Annotated in this window: 19 protein-coding genes and 1 riboswitch; of the genes, 8 read left to right on the forward strand and 11 right to left on the reverse strand. The window is 65.5% G+C overall.

Features of this window, described 5'->3' with window-relative positions:
* Positions 1-111: 111 nt before the first annotated feature.
* The 6 genes from hmgA (at position 112) to Q8M13_RS06885 (ending at position 7,679) form a co-directional block, all read left to right on the forward strand.
* Positions 112-1,389: a homogentisate 1,2-dioxygenase gene (hmgA, locus tag Q8M13_RS06860; protein ID WP_370869987.1), complete on the forward strand. Its 1,278-nt coding sequence runs from the start codon at positions 112-114 to the stop codon at positions 1,387-1,389.
* Entirely contained in the window at positions 1,386-2,690 is a 1,305-nt protein-coding gene (gene fahA, locus Q8M13_RS06865; RefSeq protein ID WP_305299036.1) for a fumarylacetoacetase, read from the forward strand. Before hmgA ends, fahA begins: the two co-directional genes overlap by 4 nt.
* A complete protein-coding gene (locus tag Q8M13_RS06870) occupies positions 2,660-3,058 on the forward strand; it encodes a Rieske (2Fe-2S) protein (protein ID WP_370869975.1) in 399 nt (132 codons plus the stop codon). Before fahA ends, Q8M13_RS06870 begins: the two co-directional genes overlap by 31 nt.
* 146 nt (positions 3,059-3,204) lie before the next feature.
* Positions 3,205-5,232: an amidohydrolase family protein gene (locus Q8M13_RS06875; protein ID WP_305299038.1), complete on the forward strand. Its 2,028-nt coding sequence runs from the start codon at positions 3,205-3,207 to the stop codon at positions 5,230-5,232.
* Positions 5,233-5,287: 55 nt separating this feature from the next.
* A riboswitch (SAM-I-IV-variant riboswitch) is annotated at positions 5,288-5,393 on the forward strand.
* 50 nt (positions 5,394-5,443) lie between these two features.
* Positions 5,444-6,487, forward strand: coding sequence for a low specificity L-threonine aldolase (locus Q8M13_RS06880; RefSeq protein WP_305299039.1), 1,044 nt, complete (start codon positions 5,444-5,446; stop codon positions 6,485-6,487).
* A 70-nt stretch (positions 6,488-6,557) separates the two neighbouring features.
* Positions 6,558-7,679 carry an AAA family ATPase gene (locus Q8M13_RS06885; protein ID WP_305299217.1) on the forward strand — a complete coding sequence of 374 codons (1,122 nt, stop codon included), beginning with the start codon at positions 6,558-6,560 and terminating at the stop codon, positions 7,677-7,679.
* Here Q8M13_RS06885 and Q8M13_RS06890 read toward each other — a convergent pair.
* From Q8M13_RS06890 to Q8M13_RS06935, 10 genes are all read right to left on the reverse strand, one after another.
* The gene (locus Q8M13_RS06890) at positions 7,676-8,572 is read right to left on the reverse strand and encodes a siderophore-interacting protein (protein ID WP_305299040.1); all 897 of its coding nucleotides are present in this window, start codon (positions 8,570-8,572) and stop codon (positions 7,676-7,678) included. The genes Q8M13_RS06885 and Q8M13_RS06890 overlap by 4 nt on opposite strands.
* A gap of 220 nt (positions 8,573-8,792) precedes the next feature.
* Entirely contained in the window at positions 8,793-9,821 is a 1,029-nt protein-coding gene (locus Q8M13_RS06895; protein ID WP_370869976.1) for a sensor histidine kinase, read from the reverse strand.
* Positions 9,822-10,166: 345 nt separating this feature from the next.
* On the reverse strand, positions 10,167-12,371 hold the full coding sequence (locus Q8M13_RS06900) for a TonB-dependent receptor domain-containing protein (RefSeq protein WP_305299042.1): 2,205 nt from the start codon (positions 12,369-12,371) through the stop codon (positions 10,167-10,169).
* A 102-nt stretch (positions 12,372-12,473) separates the two neighbouring features.
* A complete protein-coding gene (locus Q8M13_RS06905) occupies positions 12,474-13,736 on the reverse strand; it encodes a DUF445 domain-containing protein (protein ID WP_305299043.1) in 1,263 nt (420 codons plus the stop codon).
* 6 nt (positions 13,737-13,742) lie between these two features.
* Entirely contained in the window at positions 13,743-14,384 is a 642-nt protein-coding gene (locus tag Q8M13_RS06910; RefSeq protein WP_305299044.1) for a type II toxin-antitoxin system HicB family antitoxin, read from the reverse strand.
* 76 nt (positions 14,385-14,460) lie between these two features.
* Entirely contained in the window at positions 14,461-15,306 is an 846-nt protein-coding gene (locus Q8M13_RS06915) for a hypothetical protein (RefSeq protein ID WP_305299045.1), read from the reverse strand.
* A 98-nt stretch (positions 15,307-15,404) separates the two neighbouring features.
* Entirely contained in the window at positions 15,405-16,364 is a 960-nt protein-coding gene (locus Q8M13_RS06920; RefSeq protein ID WP_305299046.1) for a formylglycine-generating enzyme family protein, read from the reverse strand.
* Positions 16,365-16,439: 75 nt separating this feature from the next.
* Positions 16,440-17,363 (reverse strand): HAD family phosphatase, encoded by a 924-nt coding sequence (locus Q8M13_RS06925; protein ID WP_305299047.1) that lies wholly within the window; start codon positions 17,361-17,363, stop codon positions 16,440-16,442.
* Positions 17,364-17,365: 2 nt separating this feature from the next.
* Positions 17,366-17,722, reverse strand: coding sequence for a sulfatase-like hydrolase/transferase (locus Q8M13_RS06930; RefSeq protein WP_305299048.1), 357 nt, complete (start codon positions 17,720-17,722; stop codon positions 17,366-17,368).
* Positions 17,723-17,861: 139 nt separating this feature from the next.
* Positions 17,862-18,035, reverse strand: a complete 174-nt coding sequence (locus Q8M13_RS06935) for a hypothetical protein (protein WP_305299049.1) — start codon at positions 18,033-18,035, stop codon at positions 17,862-17,864.
* A gap of 169 nt (positions 18,036-18,204) precedes the next feature.
* On the opposite strand from Q8M13_RS06935, the gene Q8M13_RS06940 reads away from it, so the two are divergent.
* Together Q8M13_RS06940 and Q8M13_RS06945 are read left to right on the forward strand one after the other, a co-directional pair.
* Entirely contained in the window at positions 18,205-18,558 is a 354-nt protein-coding gene (locus Q8M13_RS06940) for a DUF1622 domain-containing protein (protein ID WP_305299050.1), read from the forward strand.
* 1 nt (position 18,559) lies between these two features.
* The gene (locus Q8M13_RS06945; protein ID WP_305299051.1) at positions 18,560-19,225 is read left to right on the forward strand and encodes a hypothetical protein; all 666 of its coding nucleotides are present in this window, start codon (positions 18,560-18,562) and stop codon (positions 19,223-19,225) included.
* Between the two features lie 8 nt (positions 19,226-19,233).
* On the opposite strand, the gene Q8M13_RS06950 is transcribed toward Q8M13_RS06945, so the two are convergent.
* A complete protein-coding gene (locus Q8M13_RS06950) occupies positions 19,234-20,370 on the reverse strand; it encodes a BamA/TamA family outer membrane protein (protein WP_305299052.1) in 1,137 nt (378 codons plus the stop codon).
* Position 20,371: the final 1 nt, after the last annotated feature.

Raw genomic sequence — 20,371 nt, forward strand, 5'->3', positions numbered from 1 at the left:
GGGGGAGCATCTTCGGGTTCAAGATCCTCCCCCGTTGGGGGAGGTGGCGCGCGTAAGCGCGACGGAGGGGGAGCGGTGATGGAGGAAGTATCCGTGAGCGCGCAAAACTATATGTCCGGCTTCGGCAACAGCTTCGCCACCGAGGCTGTCGACGGCGCCTTGCCCCAGGGCCAGAACTCGCCGCAGCGCACGCCGTTCGGCCTCTATGCCGAGCAGCTGTCCGGCAGCGCCTTCACCGCCCCGCGCCATGAGAACCGCCGCTCCTGGCTCTATCGGCTGCGCCCCACCGCCAGCCACGCGCCGTTCCTGCCTTATGAGGGCGGCAAGCTGGTGCGCTCTGGCCCGTTCGACGAAGTTCCGCCCACCCCCAACCGCCTGCGCTGGGACCCGCTGCCGCTTCCGGCCGAGCCGACCGATTTCGTCGACGGCCTGGTGACCTATGCCGGCAACGGCGACGCCGCGACCGGCGCCGGCATCGCCATCCACCTCTACGCCGCCAACCGCTCGATGCAGGGCAGGGTGTTCTATGACGCCGACGGCGAGCTGTTGATCGTACCGCAGGACGGCGCGCTGCTGATCGCCACCGAACTGGGTCGTCTCGACGTCGCGCCGGGCGAGATCGCGGTGATCCCGCGCGGCGTGCGTTTCCGCGTCGACCTGAGCGGTGAGGCCGCACGCGGTTACGTGTGCGAGAGCTACGGCGCGCCGTTCCGCCTGCCGGACCTCGGGCCTATCGGCTCCAACGGTCTGGCCAATCCGCGTGACTTCCTGACGCCGGTCGCCTGGTTTGAAGATCGCGACGAACCCACGGAAGTCGTTCAGAAATTCCAGGGCCGGCTGTGGACCTGCACGCTGAACCATTCGCCGCTCGATGTGGTGGCGTGGCACGGCAATCTCGCGCCATACAAATATGATCTGGCGCGATTCAATACGTTGGGCGCCGTCAGCTTCGACCATCCCGATCCGTCGATCTTCACGGTCCTGACCTCGCCCTCGGAGATCCCGGGCACCGCCAACTGCGACTTCGTGATCTTCCCGCCGCGCTGGATGGTGGCCGAGCACACCTTCCGCCCGCCGTGGTTCCACCGGAACGTGATGAGCGAGTTCATGGGCCTGATCCACGGGGCCTATGACGCCAAGGCCGGCGGCTTCGCGCCGGGCGGGGCCAGCCTGCACAATTGCATGAGCGGCCACGGCCCCGACAAGGCCAGCTACGAGAGCGCGGTCGCCACGAGCCTCGCGCCGCACAAGATCGAAAACACCATGGCCTTCATGTTCGAAAGCCGTTGGGTGATCCGGCCGACCCGGTTCGCCGTCGAAACCCCACTCGCCCAGCCCGACTACGACGACTGCTGGGCCGATTTCACGAAGGCGGAGTTGCCGCGTTGATCCTAGACGAGACCCATGACCCAGCGCGTACCAGCTGGGTCGCTTCGGCCAACGACCACCCTGACTTCCCCATCCAGAACTTGCCGCTCGGGGTGTTCAGCTCGCCGGGCGAACCGGCGCGTGGCGGGGTGGCCATTGGTGACCGCATTCTCGATCTCTCGCTCGCCGCTCGTTCGGACCTGCTTTCAGGCCCGGCCAAGTCGGCCGCGGAGGCCGGCGCAGGCTCCACGCTGAACCCTTTGCTTGGGTTGGCCCCCGCCGCGCGGCGGAGCCTGCGCCAACGTCTCTCCGAGTTGCTGGCTCAGGGCGCGCCCGACCGAGCCGAGGTCGAGACCTGGCTGCATGCGGCGTCCGACTGCGTGCTGCATCTGCCGGCCGCCATCGGCGACTACACCGACTTCTATGCGGGCATCCATCACGCCCTGAACGTGGGCCGTCAGTTCCGGCCTGAGAACCCGCTGCTGCCGAACTACAAGCATGTGCCGATCGGCTATCACGGCCGCGCTTCTTCGATCCGTCCGTCCGGCGCGCCGGTCAGCCGTCCGAGCGGCCAGCGCAAGGCGCCCGACGCCGAGGCGCCGACCTTCGGTCCCTCGCAGCGCCTGGACCTTGAACTGGAGTTGGGCGTCTGGATCGGCCAGGGCAACGCGCTCGGCCAGCCCATCGCCATTGGCGAGGCGGGTGACCACATCGCCGGTCTCTGCCTGCTGAACGACTGGTCAGCCCGCGATTTCCAGGCCTGGGAGTACCAGCCGCTCGGCCCGTTCCTGGCGAAGAACTTCATGACCACGGTCTCTCCGTGGATCATCACCGCCGACGCCCTGGCCCCGTTCCGCGTCGCTCAGCCGCCGCGCCCGCAGGGCGACCCGCGGCCGATGGCTTATCTGTGGGATGAGCAGGACCAGGCGGCTGGCGCCTACGGGATCGAGCTAGAGGTGCTGCTCTCCACGGCGAAAATGCGTGAGCAGGGCCTGACCCCGGTCAGCCTGTCGCGTGGTCCGGCCAGCAACCTCTATTGGACCCTGGCTCAGCTGGTAGCCCACCACACGGTCGGCGGCTGCGACCTTCGGCCAGGCGACCTGCTCGGCACCGGCACCATCTCCACGCCCGACGACAGCGGACTCGGCAGCCTGTTGGAGCTGACCAAAGGCGGCGCCCAGGCGATCACGTTGCCGACTGGCGAGACGCGAACCTTCCTGCAGGACGGAGACGAACTGGCCATCGCCGCCCGCGCCCAGGCCGATGGCCGGGTCTCCATTGGCTTTGGCGAATGCCGGGGCGTGATCGAGCCTGCCCTTTGAGTGAAGACGCCGCGCCAGCTCGGCTGTTCGCCACCCCGGCCGGTGTGAAGCTCTGCACGCTGGAGACAGTGGTGGACGGCGGCGCGCGCAACTTCGTCCTGCAGATCGGCGAGGCCCGCTTCCATGGGTTCGTCGTCCGGCGGGGCAGGGACGTGCATGGCTATGTCGACCGCTGCCCGCATGCAGGCCTGCCTCTCGCCCAGAAGCTCGACGATTACCTGACCCCGGCCGGTGATCTCATCGCCTGCTCCTGGCATGGCGCGCTGTTCGATATCGACACCGGCGCCTGCGTCGGCGGCCCATGTTTGGGCCAGACCTTACGGCCATGGCCCGTCGCCGCTCGGGACGGCTTTATCGTCACCGCCTGACGCGACGAATTGCCTATGCGCGTTCCGGGGCGGACGCGAATAGGACTGCGCCGAGGCGCACCAAAGCGGGGCCAGATCGCAAAGATCGCCCCGCCTGACCGGCCTAAATTGATCGATGTAAAATGTTCATCGTCGGGGGACGTCCCATGATCCGTTCGCGCACATTCGCGCTGTCCTTGATGCTGGCCTCGGCCCTGGCCGGTTCGGCGTTCGCCGCCACTCAGCGTTTCGTGGTCATGGCCAATGGCGAGAAGGTCGGTCACCTGACCGCCGAGGTCGAGCCGCGCGCCGTCACCGTCGACTATGCGGTCAACAACAACGGCCGGGGGCCCAAGGCCAAGGAGCAGATCGAACTCGACGCCCAGGGCCTGCCGGTCCGGTGGGCGATCGACGGCTCGTCGCTGTTCGGCAGCCCGGTGCAGGAACGCTTCACCTGGACACCCGGCCGGGCCGAGTGGGTCAGCCAGGCCGACAAGGGCAAGGTCAAGTCCACGACCCCTACGCTCTACATCGCCAACGACGCCAGCCCCTGGATGCTGGGCGTCTATGTGAAGGCGCTGCTGAAGGCGCCAAACCACACCCTGCCGGTGCTGCCATCCGGCACGATGCGCCTGGAAGAGGTCCGCAAGCTCACTCTGGGCGAAGGCGCGTCGGCCGTGCCGCTGACGATCTATGAGCTGAGCGGCATCGATCTGGAACCGACCTATGTGCTGGTCGATGGTCAGGGTGAGCTGTTCGGCACGCTCGGCGGCGGTCTGATCCGCGAGGGCTTTGAGGGCCACCTGAAGGACCTGCAAGAGGTCAGCCAGGAGATCGCCATCCAGCGGGCCATGGAGGCCCAGAAGAAGCTGGCTCACCGTTTCAAAACGCCAGTCCGCATCCGCAATGTGCGGGTCTTCGATCCCAGCACGATGAAGCTCGGAGAGCTGTCGTCGGTGGTGGTGTTCGGCGACAAGATCACCGGCGTCATGCCCGAAAGGCCCGGCGTTCCGGCGCCGAAGGGCGAGGTGGTGATCGACGGGCAGGGCGGGACGCTGGTGCCTGGCCTGCACGATATGCACTCGCACACCACCCTGTCGTCGAACCTGTTCTATCTGGCCGCCGGCGTCACCTCGACGCGCGACCAGGGCAACCACAACGAGGAACTGCTCGGCTGGGTCGAGGGGATGGACAACGGGCTGCTCGCCGGTCCGCGCATCGTCCGCAACGGCTTCCTGGAGGGCCGCAGCGACTACTCGGCCCGTCACGGCTTCATCCCCGCGACCCTGGATGAGGGCCTGGACAACGTCCGCTGGTACGCTGACCACGGCTACTGGCAGATCAAGATCTACAACTCGATGAATCCCGATTGGGTCGCGCCGCTGGCCGCCGAGGCTCACCGCCTGGGCATGGGCGTCACCGGTCACGTCCCGGCCTTCTCCTCGCCCGACCGGGTGATCCGCGACGGCTATGACGACATCGCCCACGTCAACCAGCTCATGCTGGGCTGGATTCTTGACCCGAGGGAAGACACCCGTACGCCGCTACGCCTGACCGGCATGGCGCGCGGCAAGGATTTGGATCTGACGTCCCCGCGCGTCCAGGCGACCATCGACCTGATGAAGGCCAAGGGGACCAAGCTCGACACCACGGCGATGATCCTCGAGCGCCTGATGCTCAGCCGCTCAGGCCAGGTGCAGGCGGGCGACGCCTACTACATCGACCATGTGCCGATCGCTTATCAGCGCTACCGCAAGCGCAGCTTCGTGACCGTCAATTCACCGCAGGAGGACGCCGACTATCAGGCGGGCTTCAAGAAGGTGCTCGAGGTCCTCAAGCTGCTGGACGACAACAACATTCAGCTTTTGCCTGGCACCGACGACGGCACTGGCTTCTCGGTCCATCGCGAGCTGGAGGTCTATGTCGCCGCTGGCATCACGCCGGCCAAGACCCTGCGCCTGGCCACCCTGGACCCCGAGGTTTATTTCGGCCGCGACCATCAGCTCGGCTCCATCGAGCGCGGCAAGCTAGCCGACTTCATCCTGGTCGCCGGCGATCCGACAAAGGACATCTCCAAAATCCGCGAAGTCCGAATGACCATGAAGGGCGGCGTCGCCTACTATCCGGCCGAAATCTATCAGCACCTCAACATCAAGCCGTTCGCGGCCCCGCCGCCCGTGACGCCTGCGACGTAACAGCCAAGGGGGCGGCCGCTCTTGAGCGCCGCCCCGATCTCGACTATCGAGCCTCTATAAGCATCAAGAGTTGAGCTGACGCTCAACGCCAACCTGCTCCCGAGCAAGGTGGCGCCTCCGCAAGGGGGGATGTGGCCGGTCCGGCAAACTACGGGATCATGCCTCACGTCAGACGCCGTTCGATGCGTAACCGATGAAGAGGCCAGTTCTCATGACCGACGCCATCCAACAGTTCGCCAGCGACAACTATGCGGGCATCTGCCCCGAAGCCTGGGCGGCGATGGACGCCGCCAATAGCGGCCACGCCCCAGCCTATGGCGAGGACGCCTGGACACAGGCCGCGGCCGACGCCTTCCGCGCCCTGTTCGCCACCGATTGCGAGGTGTTCTTCGCCTTCAACGGGACGGCGGCAAATTCGATGACCTTGGCGGCGCTCTGCCAATCCTATCACAGCGTGATCTGCGCCGAGTCCGCCCACGTCGAGACCGACGAGTGCGGCGCGCCGGAGTTCTTCTCCAATGGCTCGAAGCTCTTGGTCGCGCCCAGCCCGGACGGGAAGCTGACGCCTGCCGCCATCCGCGAGATCGCCGGCAAACGCAGCGACATCCACTACCCCAAGCCCCGCGTGGTGACGATCACCCAGCCGACCGAGACCGGTCAGGTCTATTCGCAGGACGAGGTGCGGGAGATCTCGGCGGTCTGCCGTGAGCTCGGCCTGCGCCTGCATATGGACGGCGCGCGCTTTGCTAACGCCTGCGCTCACCTCGGCTGCGAGCCGGCCGACATCACCTGGAAGGCGGGTGTCGATGTGCTGTGTTTCGGCGGCACCAAGAACGGCATGGCGGTGGGGGAGGCGATCCTGTTCTTCGACCATGGCTTGGCCGAGGACTTCGACTATCGCTGCAAGCAGGCGGGACAACTGGCCTCGAAGATGCGCTTCCTGGCTGCCCCGTGGATCGGGATGCTTGAGGACGGCGCCTGGCTGCGCAACGCCGCTCACGCCAACGCCTGCGCCAAAGCGCTCGCCGACCAGGTGCGGGATTTACCAGGGGCCAGCCTGATGTTCCCGGTCCAGGCCAATGCGGTGTTTCTGCAGGCGTCGGAGCAGCGCCTGGACGACCTGCGGGCACGCGGCTGGCGCTTCTACACCCTCATCGGCGGCGGGGCGCGGTTCATGTTTTCGTGGGACGCGGACCTTCGCCGCGTGGAGCAACTGGCGGCGGACCTGCGCGAGGTGTTCACGCCGGCCGCCTGAGGGCGGACGAACCCAGCGTAGGCTGTTATGCCTGACCACACAGTCGTTGGAGGGCCGCTCCTTGCTTCTCGTGCGTGAGTTTTCCGCGACCGGCTATCGGTCGCTGCGCAAGATCGTCTGCCCGGTCTCGGACCTTGAGGTCTTTGTCGGCGGTAACGGCGTCGGCAAGACCAACCTCTATCGCGCACTGGAGTTGGTCCGGGCGGCGGCGACCAACACGCTGGGGTTGGAACTGGCCCAGGAAGGTATGGAGGCGGCCTTCTGGGCCGGCCGCCGCCGCTCGGGTCCGGCGCGTATCGAGCTGGAGGTCAGCCTCTCCGATCCGCAGGCGCGGGGCGCCGCGCGTGGAATCTATCGCTATCACGTCGCCGTCGGCTTTCCCGCGCCGACCGCCGCCGCCGAACCGCAGATCAAGGAGGAGTGGCTCTCCTATGACGGGGGCGAGCGGCAGGTCCGGCTGGTGGACCGTCGGGGCCCCTCGGTGATGGCCAGGGACGAGGCGGGTCGTCCGGTCGAGATCGACATCGACCTCCTGTCCTCAGAGACGGTGTTGGGACGGCTCGAGGACCCCAGCCGATATCCGATGCTCGACATGGTTCGGCGGACCTTGCTGGAATGGCGGTTTTACCACGACCTGCGCACCGACTCCGGTTCGCCCCTTCGCCGGCCATGCCCTGCGGTCGCCACGCCGACGCTCGCGTCTGACGGTGCGAACTTGGCGGCCGTGTTCGCCACCTTGGCCCACATCCGTGAAGACACCCACGACCTGGACGCCGCGATCGCCGCGGCCTTTCCTGGCGCCCGGCTCGTCCTACCCGTCCCGGAACGCGCGGCGACCTTCGGCATGGTGTTCGCCGAGTTTCCCCAGCGGGTGTTCGAGCCAGAGGAACTATCCGACGGCACGCTGCGATTCCTCGGATTGGCCGGCGCGCTGCTAGGCTATCGGCTGCCGCCGTTCATCGCTCTGAACGAGCCTGAGGCCAGCCTGCATCCCGACCTGATGGTTCCGCTCGCGCGGCTGGTGACGCAGGCTGCAGAGCGCTCGCAGGTCTGGCTGGTGACCCATTCCCACCCCCTGGCCGACGCCATCGCCGCCACCGGCGCGGGAAAGGTGCGGACCGTGACAAAGCAGGACGGCGCCACCTGGATCGAGGGATTAAGTCTGACCGGACAGTTCGCCGACGAGGACTAGTCCAGTACACGGCCTTCGCGCCAATAGCCCATTAGGTTCAGGGCCTTGCGGTCTATTCCTCGTTCTTGGATCAGCTGCCGGCGGATGGCCAACACAGCAGCGGCTTCGCCGCCCACCCATCCATAGAATCCGCTGTCCCGGGGTGCGGCCTGGTCCCAGAGGATCACGTTGTCCACGTCCACATCGGCCAGGACCGGCACGCCCCGCGCCGGGGCGCTCAGTGGCAGCACTGCGCGCTCGGCCGCCAGAACCATCAGCGCGCCGGGCGCGTTCGCGTCCCTCGCCATCCACTCGACCGTGAGGCCCGGCCAGGACGCCAGCGAGATTTGATCGCCGCCGTGCGGGACCTCGATGAAGGCCTGGGTCTGCGGCGGCTCGGGCGACGCGGCCAGTTGTTCGAGGATGCCCGCTATAGCGGGCAGGGCGGTCTCATCGGCGATCAGCAGCAGGCGCTTCAGCCCCGTCGGTGGCTTCCATTCATATCCGCCAGGGTCGCCCTTGTGGGCCGCATTGGGCGCGGTGATCTGCAACCGGGCGCCCGGCTTGGCGTGGGTCGCCCAGGTCGAGGCGGGGCCGGTCTCGCCGTGCAGCACGAAGTCGATATCCAACTCGGCGGCCTCGGCGCGCAGTTGGCGGATGGTGTAGGTTCGCATCGGCGGGCGGAGCGCTGGATCCTGAGCCTTATAGGTCGCGTACCAGTCAGGCGCGTCGGGCAGGGCCGGCGGTCGGCCCTCGGCGTCCGGCAGAAATATCTTGATCCGCTGGTCTGCGGCGCAGGTCTTCATCGCCGCCACCTCGGCGCCGCCGAAGGTGAAACGCCACAGCGACGGCGACAGCGGCGCCTTTCGAAGCAGGGTCACATTGAACAACTTGTAGGGGGCGGGACTGGTCATTGGCGTCACTCCATCAGCGACGGATAAGGCCATATATGCGAATGACTCGCAGTAGCGTGAATGGGTTTCGCCCGCGCCGTTGAGCACGAGGAGCGCGAGAGCCTTGGCGGTATGCCGATCAGCCGGCTCTGGCACGCAGGCCAAGCCATTGACCTGCTCAAGCCTCACGCCGTCAGGCGTGTCTTAATCGAGGTGGGTCAGACCGCGACTTGTCTTGCGCTTAGGTCGCCGTCTTTGGCCGCGACGCCTCGTCGGCCGCATCGGGGACCGCCGCAATCTGATTGTGGATCACCGAGACCAGCGTCCCAGGGTGAGCGTCAGAGATTTGAACCCGAGCGCTCAATTGCTTTGCGAGCGCCTCCACGATGCCTGTGCCGAGGCCCGGCGTCGAGCTTGCCCTATCCTTGGGGATGCCTACCCCATCGTCGCCGACCGACAGGGTCCAATTTGGTCCGCGAGATTGATAGCCGACTTCGATCTTTCCCAGCCGCCCACCGGGAAAGGCGTGCTTCAGGCAGTTGATGACCAGCTCGGTGACAATGAGGCCTAGGCTGACAGAAACGTCCGCCTCACTGGTGCTGTCATCGGCCTTCACCTCTAAGACCAATTGATCGTGGTCCCTGATCATGGACGCGCCGATGCTCTCGCAGAGCTTTATGAAATAGGATCTGAGCTCGACTTCGCCGAGCCTGGAGGCCGCCAGCTGCTGTTGTAGCGCCGCGACAGACATCACCCGATTGTGAGCGTCGGTGAGGTGAAGCCGCGTCTCATCTGAGCTGACCTTGCGCGCGCTCTGCAAGATCACGCTAGCGATGATCTGGAGGCTGTTGGCGACGCGATGCTGGACCTCCTGGAGGAGGATCGCCTTTTCTCGAAGAAGGTCATCCTTTAGCTTCTCTGCAAGGCGGGCGTCAGTGACGTCAGCAACGGACAATAGAATCCAACTGTCCGCAGCGTCTCCATATTCGAGCTTCTGAGCATTCAGAACCAGCCGTCGGGAGGCTCCGCGGGTGTTCTTGAGGTCCATTTCGTAGGCGTCGATCTTCGCATCGCCAGAAGCTGTGGCGTTTAGCAGCGAACGGAGCTGACGCACGTCCCACTCCCCAGACCCTAGCGCGAAGAGCTTGAGGCCGGGAGCTGTCGACGGTTCGATATGAAATTCGCGGAAGAAAGATGCGCTTGCACCAAGGACGGTGAACTCGCCGTCTAGCAAAACGATGGGAGCCGTGGAGGAGGCGACGACCGCCAACGCCAAACCTGCGTCAGGTTGGATAGCTATGGCCGTACTTTCAGTGACCAGAGGCTCGCGGAGCGAAAGCCGTACCCGGCGTCTTGACGATTTCCATCAGTGAAATCGCGTGTGTATCCATAACACATACTACGGACAAATGCGCCCGTTCGGACGGTTGTGAGGTTGTCGGAAGGTACAGGGCTGACCTAGCCCATGCAAATGGATGGATCGGGGGCCAAATTGGCGTTTAACCAAGTCTCGCCGTCTTGGATGCGGCCGAACTAGCCGACATCTGCTCACTCCGTAGACGCGCCCAGCCATGTAAAAACGCCTCCGAGGGACCCTCGGAGGCGCTTGGCGTAGTTAGAAATCGACCTTCACTGAGATCCAGAGGCGACGCGGCTCTTGGTTGTTGGTGTACTCCGGCGCATAGGCGACCGGCGTCCCATAGGGCAGCAATTTCACGAAGTCGGTGTTCAGCAGGTTGTAGACCGTCGCATTGATGGTGACGTGCTGGGTAACCTGGAACGACCCGCCGGCGTGGAACAGGCTGTAGGCCTTGTAGTCGCCCCAGACCTGGCGCGCGGCCGCGTCGGAGCGGAAGCGTTCGCTGCGATATTCGCCGCGTAGCCAGGTGGTCAGCCGGTCGGTGGCGGCCCAACGCAGGTTGGCGTTCAGCATGTGCTTGGGGGTGTCGGTGAGGGGCATGCCCGCCGAGGCGCCGCTCTTCTGCTCGCTGTCGGTGTAGGTGTAGTTGACGCCTAGGTTCCAGTCCTCGGCGAACCGCAGGCGCGCGGAGGTCTCGACGCCGCGAGTAACCGCCTCGTCGATATTCACGCTCTGGCCGAAGGTCGGGAAGTTCGGGAAGAACCCGACATCGACGCAGCCGGCCGGGCCGCCGACGCCGGCGTTGTACTGCGCCTGGGTCAGGCCGGCGCTGCAGTTGGCGACTGGCTGGCCGGTGGCGATCTTGTCTTCGAAGGTGTTGTTGAACACCGTGGCGTTGGCGCTGAAACCATTGAGGTTGTCGTAGTAGACGCCAAACTCGGCGCTGGTGCTGGTTTCCGGCTTCAGGGTCGGGGTGCCGAGCAAGGGCAGGCGACCCTGGTTGCCGAAGCCGTTGATGCCGCTGGCTAGCTGTTCCAGCCGCGGGGTCTTGAAGCCCTGGCTGACGCCGCCCTTGAGCGTCCAGTTGTCATTGGCGTTCCAGACCAGATAGGCGCGCGGGCTGAAATGCGAGCCGAACGTGCTGTGATCGTCGTGACGCGCGCCCAGCGTCAGGGCCAGTTCGTCGGTAAAGCGCCATTCGTCCTCGGCGAACACGGCCCACTGCTGGTGCTCGAACGTGCCTGGCGCCACGCCATCGACCATCTCGGCGTCCCAGTACTGCCCGCCGACGGTGAAGGTGTGGTTGCGCCACTGTGAGAACAGCTTGGTGTCGAAGATGGTGTTGGTTGATTCCAGCTTGCGTGCGCCGCCGGCGCCGGCCACGCCATTGGGGATGATCCGGCCGATGGTCTCGGTCTTGGCCTGCGAGAGGTTGCTCTCGATCACGCCGAACCGGGTGCGCCAGTCGTGCGCCAGGACGTACTGTTCGCGGTTGAACTCCAGCGCATCGGCGTAGCCGCCTGCGGTGGTGTTGGTACCCATCTGTCCCTTGCTGTTGTCGTACCACTGCGTGGAGACATCGACGTCCAGCCAGATGTCATGATCGGCGTGCGGCGTCAGGTTCAGTCGGCCGCCGATGTTGCGCAGTTCGCTCTTGGTGGAGCTGCGGCCGAAGCCGGCCACCGGGACTTCGGCGCCGGTGGTGTTCTCGAAGGTCAGGCCGGACGCTTCGCGGTTCACGAAGCTGCCCCGCACAGCCAACCCCAGCAGGTCGCGGACGATCGGGCCGTTGGCGTAGAAGTTGCCGCCGTAGAGATTGCCGAACTGGTCGTCGCCCTGGAACGTGGCGTCCAGGGTGACCGAGCCGCCCCAGGTCTCGCCGATCTTGCGGGTGATGATGTTGACCACCCCGCCCATGGCGTCTGAGCCGTAGAGGGTCGAGACCGGCCCACGGACTACCTCGATGCGCTCGATGGCGGCGACGGGCGGCAGGAAGCTGGTGGAGGTTTCGCCAAAGCCGTTCGGTGTCACGCTGCCGGCGGTGTTCTGGCGGCGGCCGTCGATCAGGATCAGGGTGTAGTCCGAGCCCATGCCCCGGATGTTGATATTCAGGCCGCCGGTCTTGCCGACCGCGCCGCCGATGTCGACGCCCTCGACGGTTGACAGCACTTCGGCCAGGTTTGTGGCCCGCATCTGCTCCAGCTCCTGGCGCGGAATGACGGTGACGCTGGCGGGCGCCTCTACAACGCGTTGCTCGAAGCCGGACGCGGTGACGACCACCGCCTCGACGTCATTGACGGCGTTGACGTCGCTGGCCGCGCTCTGGGCGCTGATCGCGACCGGGGCCTTGCGGCGCTTGTCCTCGGATTCGCCTTCGGCGTAGGCCGCGCCGCCCATCATCGCCAAGCAGGCCCCCGCAGTCGTCCTCATCAGGACGTTGGCGAACACAGAAAGGGACATGCCGGCTCCAGGTCAAGCTAGTTGAGAGTGGGTCGCACTAGCACGCACTGGTGGCGGAAGGAAAGTTTTTGCGACGCATTCGCGTTCTTAAGTCGCGGCGCGCTACAGGTTCAGGACCTGGCTCAACGTATAGATGACGAGGCCTACAAGACCGCCAACGATTGTTCCGTTCACGCGGATGTACTGAAGGTCTTTGCCGACCTGCAACTCTAGCTTGTCCACAACGCCCTTGGTGTCCCAGCTCGCCACGACCTGGGCGATGAAGCCGCCGATCTCGTGGCGGCGGGGGGCGATCACCTGGCGGGCCAGAATGCGGGCCCATTCGTTGAGCCGCGCCTGGGCGCTCTCTTCCGTATGCAGCCACTCGCCAAGGGCCAGCAGCATCTGTTCCAGGCGCTCGGCGATCAGTGGGCTTTCGGCGGTGCTGAGACGGGTCTCGAGTTCGTTCCAGACGCCGCGCGCCTGCTCGTGCAGTCGTGGATCCTGCAATAGCCGCAGCTTGAGTTCCTCGCCCTTGGCGATCAGGTCGGGGTCATGGGCCAGGCGCTCGATGAACGCCTCAATGGCCGCGCCAAGCTCCAGCCGCCAGGGGTGGTCGGGCGCGCGCATTTCCTCCAGTACCTGCCCAAGGCCGGCGGTGATCTTTTCGGCGATTATCCGATCGACGAATTTCGGCATCCACTTCCAGGATCGCGTTTCGACATTGGCCGCGATCTCTTCCTCGTGCTCGGCGAGGTAGGTCGCCAACTGGTCCACACCCCAATCGAACAGGGCTTGCGAGCGGCCCTCGTTCCAGACCGCGGCCAGGATCTTCGACGCGGTCGGGGCGGCCGGGATGGCCTTTGCCGCCGTCATGCCGATGGAGGCGGCGGTGTCGCGCAGCATGTCCTTGGGCAGGACGCGCAGCGCGCCGGGCAGGAGGCCCGAAAGCCGGCGGGCGAGGCGCCGGGCGTGGCGGGGTTGGCGCAGCCACTCACCGCCCCAACGGGCGACTTCCAACTGCTTCAGCCGGCTGTCGAGCACATCGACGGTCAGGAAGTTGTTGGCGATGAAGTCGCCCAGCGCCTGGCCGATCCGATCCTTGTTTCGCGGAATGATGCCGGTGTGCGGGATCGGCAAGCCCAGCGGCCTACGGAAGATGGCGGTGACCGCGAACCAGTCGGCGCAAGCGCCGACCATGCCGGCCTCAGCGAAAGCACGGACATAGCCCAGCCAAGGCCAGCGGTCGTCCGCCAGGCTGGCGGCGACGAAGACCATCGCCATCACGACCAGAAGGCCGGTGGCGATGGTCTGCATGCGCTTGAGCTCGCGCGCCTTCAGGTCGTCGCGGGATCCTGCGGCGGCGACCAGCGCGGCGGCGGTCATCGGCCGCTAGCTTTCGGCCGTCGGGGCGGCCTCTTCGCGCGCCGCGCGCGCCTCGGTCTCCTTGCGGCGCGCCATCGCCGCCGAGATGTTGTCGGCGGTCTTGCGGATGGTCTCGGTCACCTTGTTGTCGAACTCGGTCATGTTGCGATTGAACGCCGAGTCGGGGCCGAGACTGTCGGTGATCTTGCGGCCAAGAACCGACCATTCGTCCTGGAGCTTGCGGGCGACGGCGTCGAAGTCGGTGACGCCGGGGCTCGCAGGCCGGTCGCCGAGCGCGGTGCGGGCGGCCGAGGCGATAAAGCCCGAGCGGCTCATGCCGCGCGCTTCGGCCCCCTGGTCGATCCGCTTCAACAGGCGTTCGCCAATCGAGATGTTCACGCGCACCGGCGTGTCCTCGACGGTGATGTCGACCAGGAAGGCGATGACCCCCGGCTTGTGGGTGACGTTCTCGATCGGGGTCGGCTTGGGCCATTCGCGGCCGTCATCGGCGATGCGTTGCAGTTCCTGCAGGACAGCCTCGCGCGCGGTGGTGACCAGTTCGGCCATGTCGGCGCCGCTGGCGGCGATGTCGGGCAGGTCGGGGAAGCTGGCCGTGTAGCCGGCTTGCTGGTCGCCCTGGGCCAGGGCGACAAAGACGAGCGTGGTCATGAGCGGTTCTCCGTCAATTGCTACGTGAGAACGTTGTGTAGTTTTGCGCAAATTCAAGAGGCCGGGGGCAGGTGAGTCAGTTTTTGGGGAACAGCAAGGTGGCGACGAAGCGCGCGCCCCACTCGGGTCCTCGGTCCGGCTGTTCCAGATAGAACCGCCCCTGGACGGCTAGGGAAACTCGTTGCTCACCGAACTTGTAGATGTGGCTCACGCCGGCGTTCAGCGGGATCGTCCACTGCTCGTGCTTCCAATCGTAGGTGGACTCCAGATTGATCGAGATGGTGGTGCTGTTGGGATATGCGTAGGCGTAGAAGGGCTGCAGGAAAGTCGCGCTGATGTCCTGGCGGTTCTTCTCTCCGGCGACGGACCAGATGTGGTTGGCCAGCAGGCCGATCGTTGTCGGCCCCGATTGCTTCAAGACCAGCGCCGTGGGACCCAGGCCCCATTTCTCGCTTCCCAGTTCATCATTCCCAAGCGGATAGAGGATCGCCGGGCCGATGCCCCAGGTGACGCCGCCCGCCTTCCTGGGCGTGAAGAAGAAGCTCTGGGTGACGTCGCCGAAGCCGAAGGAGTCGCCTTGGCCGGCGACCGTCTCGTCCTGCCAGATCACCGGCACGATGGTGCGGACGATCACGTTCCAATCCTCGTTCAGCTTTACGGGGACGACCGGCTGTATGTTGAGCGTGAACTTGCCGGCGTCCTCCGGGCCGAAGCAGCAGTCGTAGTTGCTCTGGAAGGGTACGCTGATCAGGCTGGAGACGGGGTTGGATAGTTGCTTGGCCAACTCGGCGTCGCCGCCGTCTTGGCCTAGGACGACGGTCGGCAAGGTAGCAAGCGCCGCCAGGAAGATAATCGGAGACTTGGTCACAAAGGACCCCGTGAGCGCTAGCATCCAGCGTTCGTGCGGCGGCAGTCTATGCATGAGGCTCTCCGACCAGCGTCGCCTCAACAATGTCGGGCGGCGGCGGAGGCGAGGATCAGGTGTTACCCGGTCCGGGCCAGTCAGGAGGCCCGATCAGGTCAGGCGGGCGGCCTCAGCACGCAACGGAAGCCAACATGGCTTGTCGAGGTGTCGATCGGCTGGGCGTGACGGGCCGCCGGCCGGTAGCGACGGCAGTAGCTGGGCGCGCAGAGGTGGGAGCCGCCCTTGAGCACTTTGCGGGTGATACGGGCCGGGTCGTTGGGATCGATACTGGCCGTCTCGGTCTCGGCGAGCGGCTTGCTCGCCGCACAGCAGCTTTTCGGAGCCTCGGCTGCGTGTGACGACCACCAGTCCTTGGTCCACTCCCAGGTGTTGCCGACCATATCGACCAGGCCGTACCCGTTGGGCGGATAGGCGCCGACCGGCGAGGTGCGGAGCCAGCCATCCTCGGCGGTGTTCTCGTAAGGGAACTGCCCCTGCCAAGTGTTGGCCATCTGCTGGCCGCCCGGCGCGAATTCGTCGCCCCACGCAAATTCGGTGTCGTCCAAGCCGCCGCGCGCGGCCAGTTCCCACTCAGCTTCGGTCGGAAGGTCGGCGCCGGCCCATTCTGCGTAGGCGGCCACATCTGCCCAGGCCACATGGACCACCGGGTGGTCTTCAAGGCCTTCGATCGAACTGTCCGGGCCATAGGGGTGGCGCCATTGGGCGCCGGGCAGGAAGCGCCACCAGTTGCCGATATTGCGCAGATCCACAGGCCCGTCGCTGGGCGTGAACACCAGCGATGAGGCGGTCAAGAGGTTCGGATCAGCGCCCGGGTAATCCTCGGCGCGGGGTGCGATCTCGGCCTGAGTGACCCAGTCGGTCGCCTCCACAAAGCTCCGGAAGTCGCGGTTCGTGACCGGGGCCTGGTCGATCCAGAAGCCGGCGACCGTCACGTCGCGTGACGGCGCCTCTTCAGCATAGTGCCGGTCCGACCCCATGCGGAAAGTCCGGCTGGGGATCCAGACCATGCCGGAGCGGGCATTTAGTTCAATAGGGGATGCAGCGGTGTGGGGCATGATTCAGGAGACCACGCTAGCGAGCGGCCAGCGATCAGGCCATCCCCCTAGCGGGTCTTAGGTCTTCACCTGACGTCAGGCTTGGGGTGGAAAAACCTCGGCCCAGTCCTTGGCGACGCTGACCACGGTGATCCCATAGTCGTCGGCCTTGTCCAGGGCTTCGACCAGAGGGCTGAGGCGGAAGTCGCGGTCATAGGCGACCTCGCGCTCATTGTCGTCGTGATGAACCAGCAGGGCCAATCGCCGACCCGGCGCTGACAGGGTGTAGCGCATCATCGCAAGGTCCCCGTCGGAGTTGCCGAAGGCCAGGATCGGGCGCCGGCCGATGTGCAGGCCGATGTTTTGAACCTTGACCTCGCGGTCGTCGAAGCTCTGAAGCTCGGCCAGTTTCATTAGCTCAAGATGACCATCGGTCTCCTGAAGCTTGGTGTTCACCGTGCTGCCGACGACCTGTTCGGGCGGCACGCCATAGGTCTGCTCGGCGAAGGCGCGAATGAAGTCCGCCCCGCCGCCCGAGACGATAAAGGTCTTGAAACCATTGGCGCGCAAATAGTCCAGCAGCTCGAGTTGAGGCTGGTAGACCAGTTCGGTGTAGCGCCGTCCGAACTGGGGGTGGCGGGTCTCGGCGAGCCAAGCCTTCGACAGCTTGTCGAAAGTCTCGATGGTGACGCCGGAATGGGCTGCGAATGCGACCTCGAAGACGCCTTCCTTGCCCAGGGTGTGGATCGTGGCGAGGTCGTGTTCGAGGAAAGCCCTGAACGGTTGACGGTCCTTGAGCGTGGGGTCGGCGTCAGCCAACTGCCTGATGCGAGCCTGGGCGAAGGCGACCTGCACCTGCACCGGCTGTTCGCACCACAGGGTGCCGTCGTTGTCGAACACCGCGATCCGCTCGGGCGGGGGGACAAAGTCAACCCCGCCTTGCACGGTCACCGCATTGACGAACTCTACGATGGCGTCCCGGGCCTTGCCGGAACGCCAGGAGGGTAGGGGTTGGGGCATCGCTACGAGGCGGCCGCAGTGGAGGCGTCGCGCGGCATCGAGATCACGTCGTCGATCGTGAACGAGTTCGGCTTCTGGATCGGTGGGAACTCCTTGAAGGTCGCCGCCCACTGGTTGCGCCTGGGATCCCGACCTTGGACAGTCCTGTCCGCAACACGCTTTGACCGGTGATGAAGGACGAGCGACCGGCGGTGCAGGACTGTTCCCCGTAGGAGTCGAGGAACAAGCATGCCCTCGTTGGCGAGGCGGTCGATGTTAGGCGTATTGTAGCCCATTAGGCCGTGCGAGTAGCAGCCTAGATTGCTGATCCCGATGTCATCGCCCCAGATGACCAGGATGTTGGGTTTTCCCTTGGGCATGACCGTCTCGGCTTGATCCTATGAGCGGCGATGGCATCACGTGCAGGCGGGAGGGGGGATCAGGTAACGACACTAGATAGGCCTTCAGCCCGCCCCAGATGGCTGGTGTTTCCTAAGCCCGATCGAACGGGAAAATTGGCTACTGATCGGTTTTCATGCTGACGACGACCCAGCCGCGCCTCGGCGCTTCGTCCAGCGCTGTGGCCAGTTGGCCGACATGGTTTTGCCGATCATAGGCGTACTCTCGTATCGCATCGTCGTGATGGCTGATCAGCCGAGCCGCGGCGCCGAACCGCCCGAGGTGGCGGCGCACAAGCAGACCATCGCAGGGTGATCGGCGCGGTCCGGCGGACGTCTCAGACGATGTGGGAAACGCCTGGGGTCAGTGATCGGCGCCGTCGGCGCTGGCTAGGCGTCAGCCCGGGCGGCGTGCGGGTTTTGCCTGATTTCGCGAAGCGGAGCTTCGTGGCGCCGTTTGCGCCATGGAAAGCGTCCTGGACATGATCGTGGCGACCGTCGCCTTGGCCTGTGAATTGGCCACCGTGCTGGTCGTCGCGCTGGGCGCCGGCGAGGCGTTGATCGGCCTGGCGATGGGTTGGAACAAGCTCAGCGGGCAGGGAACCAAGCGCGTCGTCTGGAGGCGCTTCGCCTCCTGGATATTGCTGTCGCTGGAGTTCGCTCTGGCCGCCGATATCGTGCGGACCGCCATCGCCCCGACCTGGGACGACATCGGCCAACTGGCGGCGATCGCCGCGATCCGGACCTTCCTCAATTACTTCCTGGAACGCGACCTTGAGGCCTTTATGCATGAGCGCAAGCCCGAGCCTGGGGCCTGAGATGGCTGACGCAAAGCCCAACGTCGATCCCCCGTGGCTGGAGGCCTTGATCGTCATCAGCCTTTCGGTAGCGGCCCTGACCACGACTTGGTCCACCTATCAGGCGGCGCTTTGGGATGGCGAGCAGGCCGCGAGCTATAGCCGCGCCAACGCTCTGCGGATTGAAGGGTCGAAAGCTGCGGCCAGGGCCGATGTTCTGGAGGCCGTGGATCTCGCGATATTTTCGTCATGGCTCGACGCCATGGGCGCTGGTGAAACCCAGTTGCAGGAATTCTACTACGCGCGGTTCAGGCCCGACTTCCGGGAGGCGTTCGACGCCTGGACGGCGCTTCGCCCGCTGACGAACCCCGATGCGCCGCAGGGGCCGTTCTTCATGAAGGAGTACAGTCTTCCGGAAAGGGCGCAGGCAGAGGCGCTCGAAGCCGAGGCCCAGGCGGTCTTCGATCAGGGCGAGCGCGACAACGATATCGGCGACATCTACGTCCAGGCCACCGTCATTCTGGCGAGCGCCCTATTTTTCGGCGGCATTTGCCAGACATTCAAGAAGCCGAGGGTGCGGATGGTCTTGGCCCTCCTGTCGGTGGCGGCTTGCATCGTCGGCGTGGTGCGGACCGTGACGCTGCCAGCGATACCTCCGGTCATTATGTGGGGTTTTGGCGCGGGCTGAGCCGAAGTTTAGAACGCCTCGCCGATGTAGAAGTAGATGGCCGAGGAGTCCTTACCCCACGCGGCGTCGAGGCTCATGTTGACCTTGTACTTGCGTGAGGCGGCGAACCGCAGCCCGATCCCGGCCGCCGGCAGGACAGTGCTGTCGCCCAGGTGGCTGATCCTGGGGGCGATGCCGCCGACCCCTGCGAAAGCCACCGCGCCGAAACGCCAGAACAGCGGGTGGCGATACTCGGCCTGCGCCGCCCAGGTCGCCCCATCGCGGTATTGTCCGGTTTCGTAGCCGCGCAGGTCGTTGTTCTGACCGAACAGGCACAGGTCATAAAACGGGGCGCCGTCGCTGGCCGCGCAGAGCGAGCTGCGCCAGGCCAGCACGCCATTGCCCATCCCATGATAGCCGTTCACCGAGCCGGTGAACTTCGAATAGTCGAAGTCGCTGCCGATCAGGTCTCCGTTCCAGAGCCATTGGGCTTGGGCGTAGATCCCTTTGGTCGGGCCGTATTCGACGTCACGGGTGTCGTACTCCGCCGCGGGCCCGAGCCCGGATACTTGGCTTTCCAGTTCGTAGGTCGGCAGGTTTAGATCAGGGAACTTCGGCGGGCCGTCTCTGTCTAGCGTGGTGTCGACCTTCAGGAACCGGTACTGGGCGCCCGCATAAAGATTGGGGCGGACGCGGTAGAGGCCTTGGCCGAGCGCGAAGATGCCCTTCTGGTTAAGGCCGATAGAGAAGTCCCGCTCGCCGGCCCCGCCGCCGATCCCGTAGAATTTGAGGTTCATGTCGCCGTATCCGCCAGCGGCCGTGAGGCGGAATTGGTCCTCGGAAAAGTGCGCCTTCTGGAAGATCGCGGCGGCCCAGCTTTCTGTGTCGGTGTAGAGACCGCCCCCGCCGGTGGTCCAGACTCCGCCCGAACCTTTCGGCTCGTAGAGCGCGACCGCCGCGAGCGCCAAGCCGTTGCCCAGCGCCGGATTGGACTGCGGGATTGGCATGATCACAAAGCTGGGCTTGCCGCCTTCCTTGGCCTCGGCGGCGGCTTCACCACTGGACTGTGCCTTGGACGCGGCTTCCTCCGGCCCCGACGCGGTCGCCGAACCGGCGGCAAGCGACAGGGCGAGCGCAAGCCCGGTGGTCACGACTACGCGACGCATG

Origin of the sequence: Phenylobacterium sp. (genome assembly GCF_030681155.1) — a bacterium.
Lineage (GTDB): Bacteria > Pseudomonadota > Alphaproteobacteria > Caulobacterales > Caulobacteraceae > Phenylobacterium.

Excerpts from the sequence above, each read along its gene's own strand:
- hmgA (WP_370869987.1), top strand. The coding sequence starts at position 112 with ATGTCCGGCTTCGGCAACAGCTTCGCCACCGAGGCTGTCGACGGCGCC.
- Q8M13_RS06870 (WP_370869975.1), top strand. The coding sequence starts at position 2,660 with ATGCCGGGGCGTGATCGAGCCTGCCCTTTGAGTGAAGACGCCGCGCCA.
- Q8M13_RS06875 (WP_305299038.1), top strand. The coding sequence starts at position 3,205 with ATGATCCGTTCGCGCACATTCGCGCTGTCCTTGATGCTGGCCTCGGCC.
- Q8M13_RS06880 (WP_305299039.1), top strand. The coding sequence starts at position 5,444 with ATGACCGACGCCATCCAACAGTTCGCCAGCGACAACTATGCGGGCATC.
- Q8M13_RS06890 (WP_305299040.1), bottom strand. The coding sequence starts at position 8,572 with ATGACCAGTCCCGCCCCCTACAAGTTGTTCAATGTGACCCTGCTTCGA.
- Q8M13_RS06900 (WP_305299042.1), bottom strand. The coding sequence starts at position 12,371 with ATGTCCCTTTCTGTGTTCGCCAACGTCCTGATGAGGACGACTGCGGGG.
- Q8M13_RS06905 (WP_305299043.1), bottom strand. The coding sequence starts at position 13,736 with ATGACCGCCGCCGCGCTGGTCGCCGCCGCAGGATCCCGCGACGACCTG.
- Q8M13_RS06910 (WP_305299044.1), bottom strand. The coding sequence starts at position 14,384 with ATGACCACGCTCGTCTTTGTCGCCCTGGCCCAGGGCGACCAGCAAGCC.
- Q8M13_RS06915 (WP_305299045.1), bottom strand. The coding sequence starts at position 15,306 with ATGCATAGACTGCCGCCGCACGAACGCTGGATGCTAGCGCTCACGGGG.
- Q8M13_RS06920 (WP_305299046.1), bottom strand. The coding sequence starts at position 16,364 with ATGCCCCACACCGCTGCATCCCCTATTGAACTAAATGCCCGCTCCGGC.
- Q8M13_RS06925 (WP_305299047.1), bottom strand. The coding sequence starts at position 17,363 with ATGCCCCAACCCCTACCCTCCTGGCGTTCCGGCAAGGCCCGGGACGCC.
- Q8M13_RS06930 (WP_305299048.1), bottom strand. The coding sequence starts at position 17,722 with ATGCCCAAGGGAAAACCCAACATCCTGGTCATCTGGGGCGATGACATC.
- Q8M13_RS06940 (WP_305299050.1), top strand. The coding sequence starts at position 18,205 with ATGGAAAGCGTCCTGGACATGATCGTGGCGACCGTCGCCTTGGCCTGT.
- Q8M13_RS06945 (WP_305299051.1), top strand. The coding sequence starts at position 18,560 with ATGGCTGACGCAAAGCCCAACGTCGATCCCCCGTGGCTGGAGGCCTTG.
- Q8M13_RS06950 (WP_305299052.1), bottom strand. The coding sequence starts at position 20,370 with ATGCGTCGCGTAGTCGTGACCACCGGGCTTGCGCTCGCCCTGTCGCTT.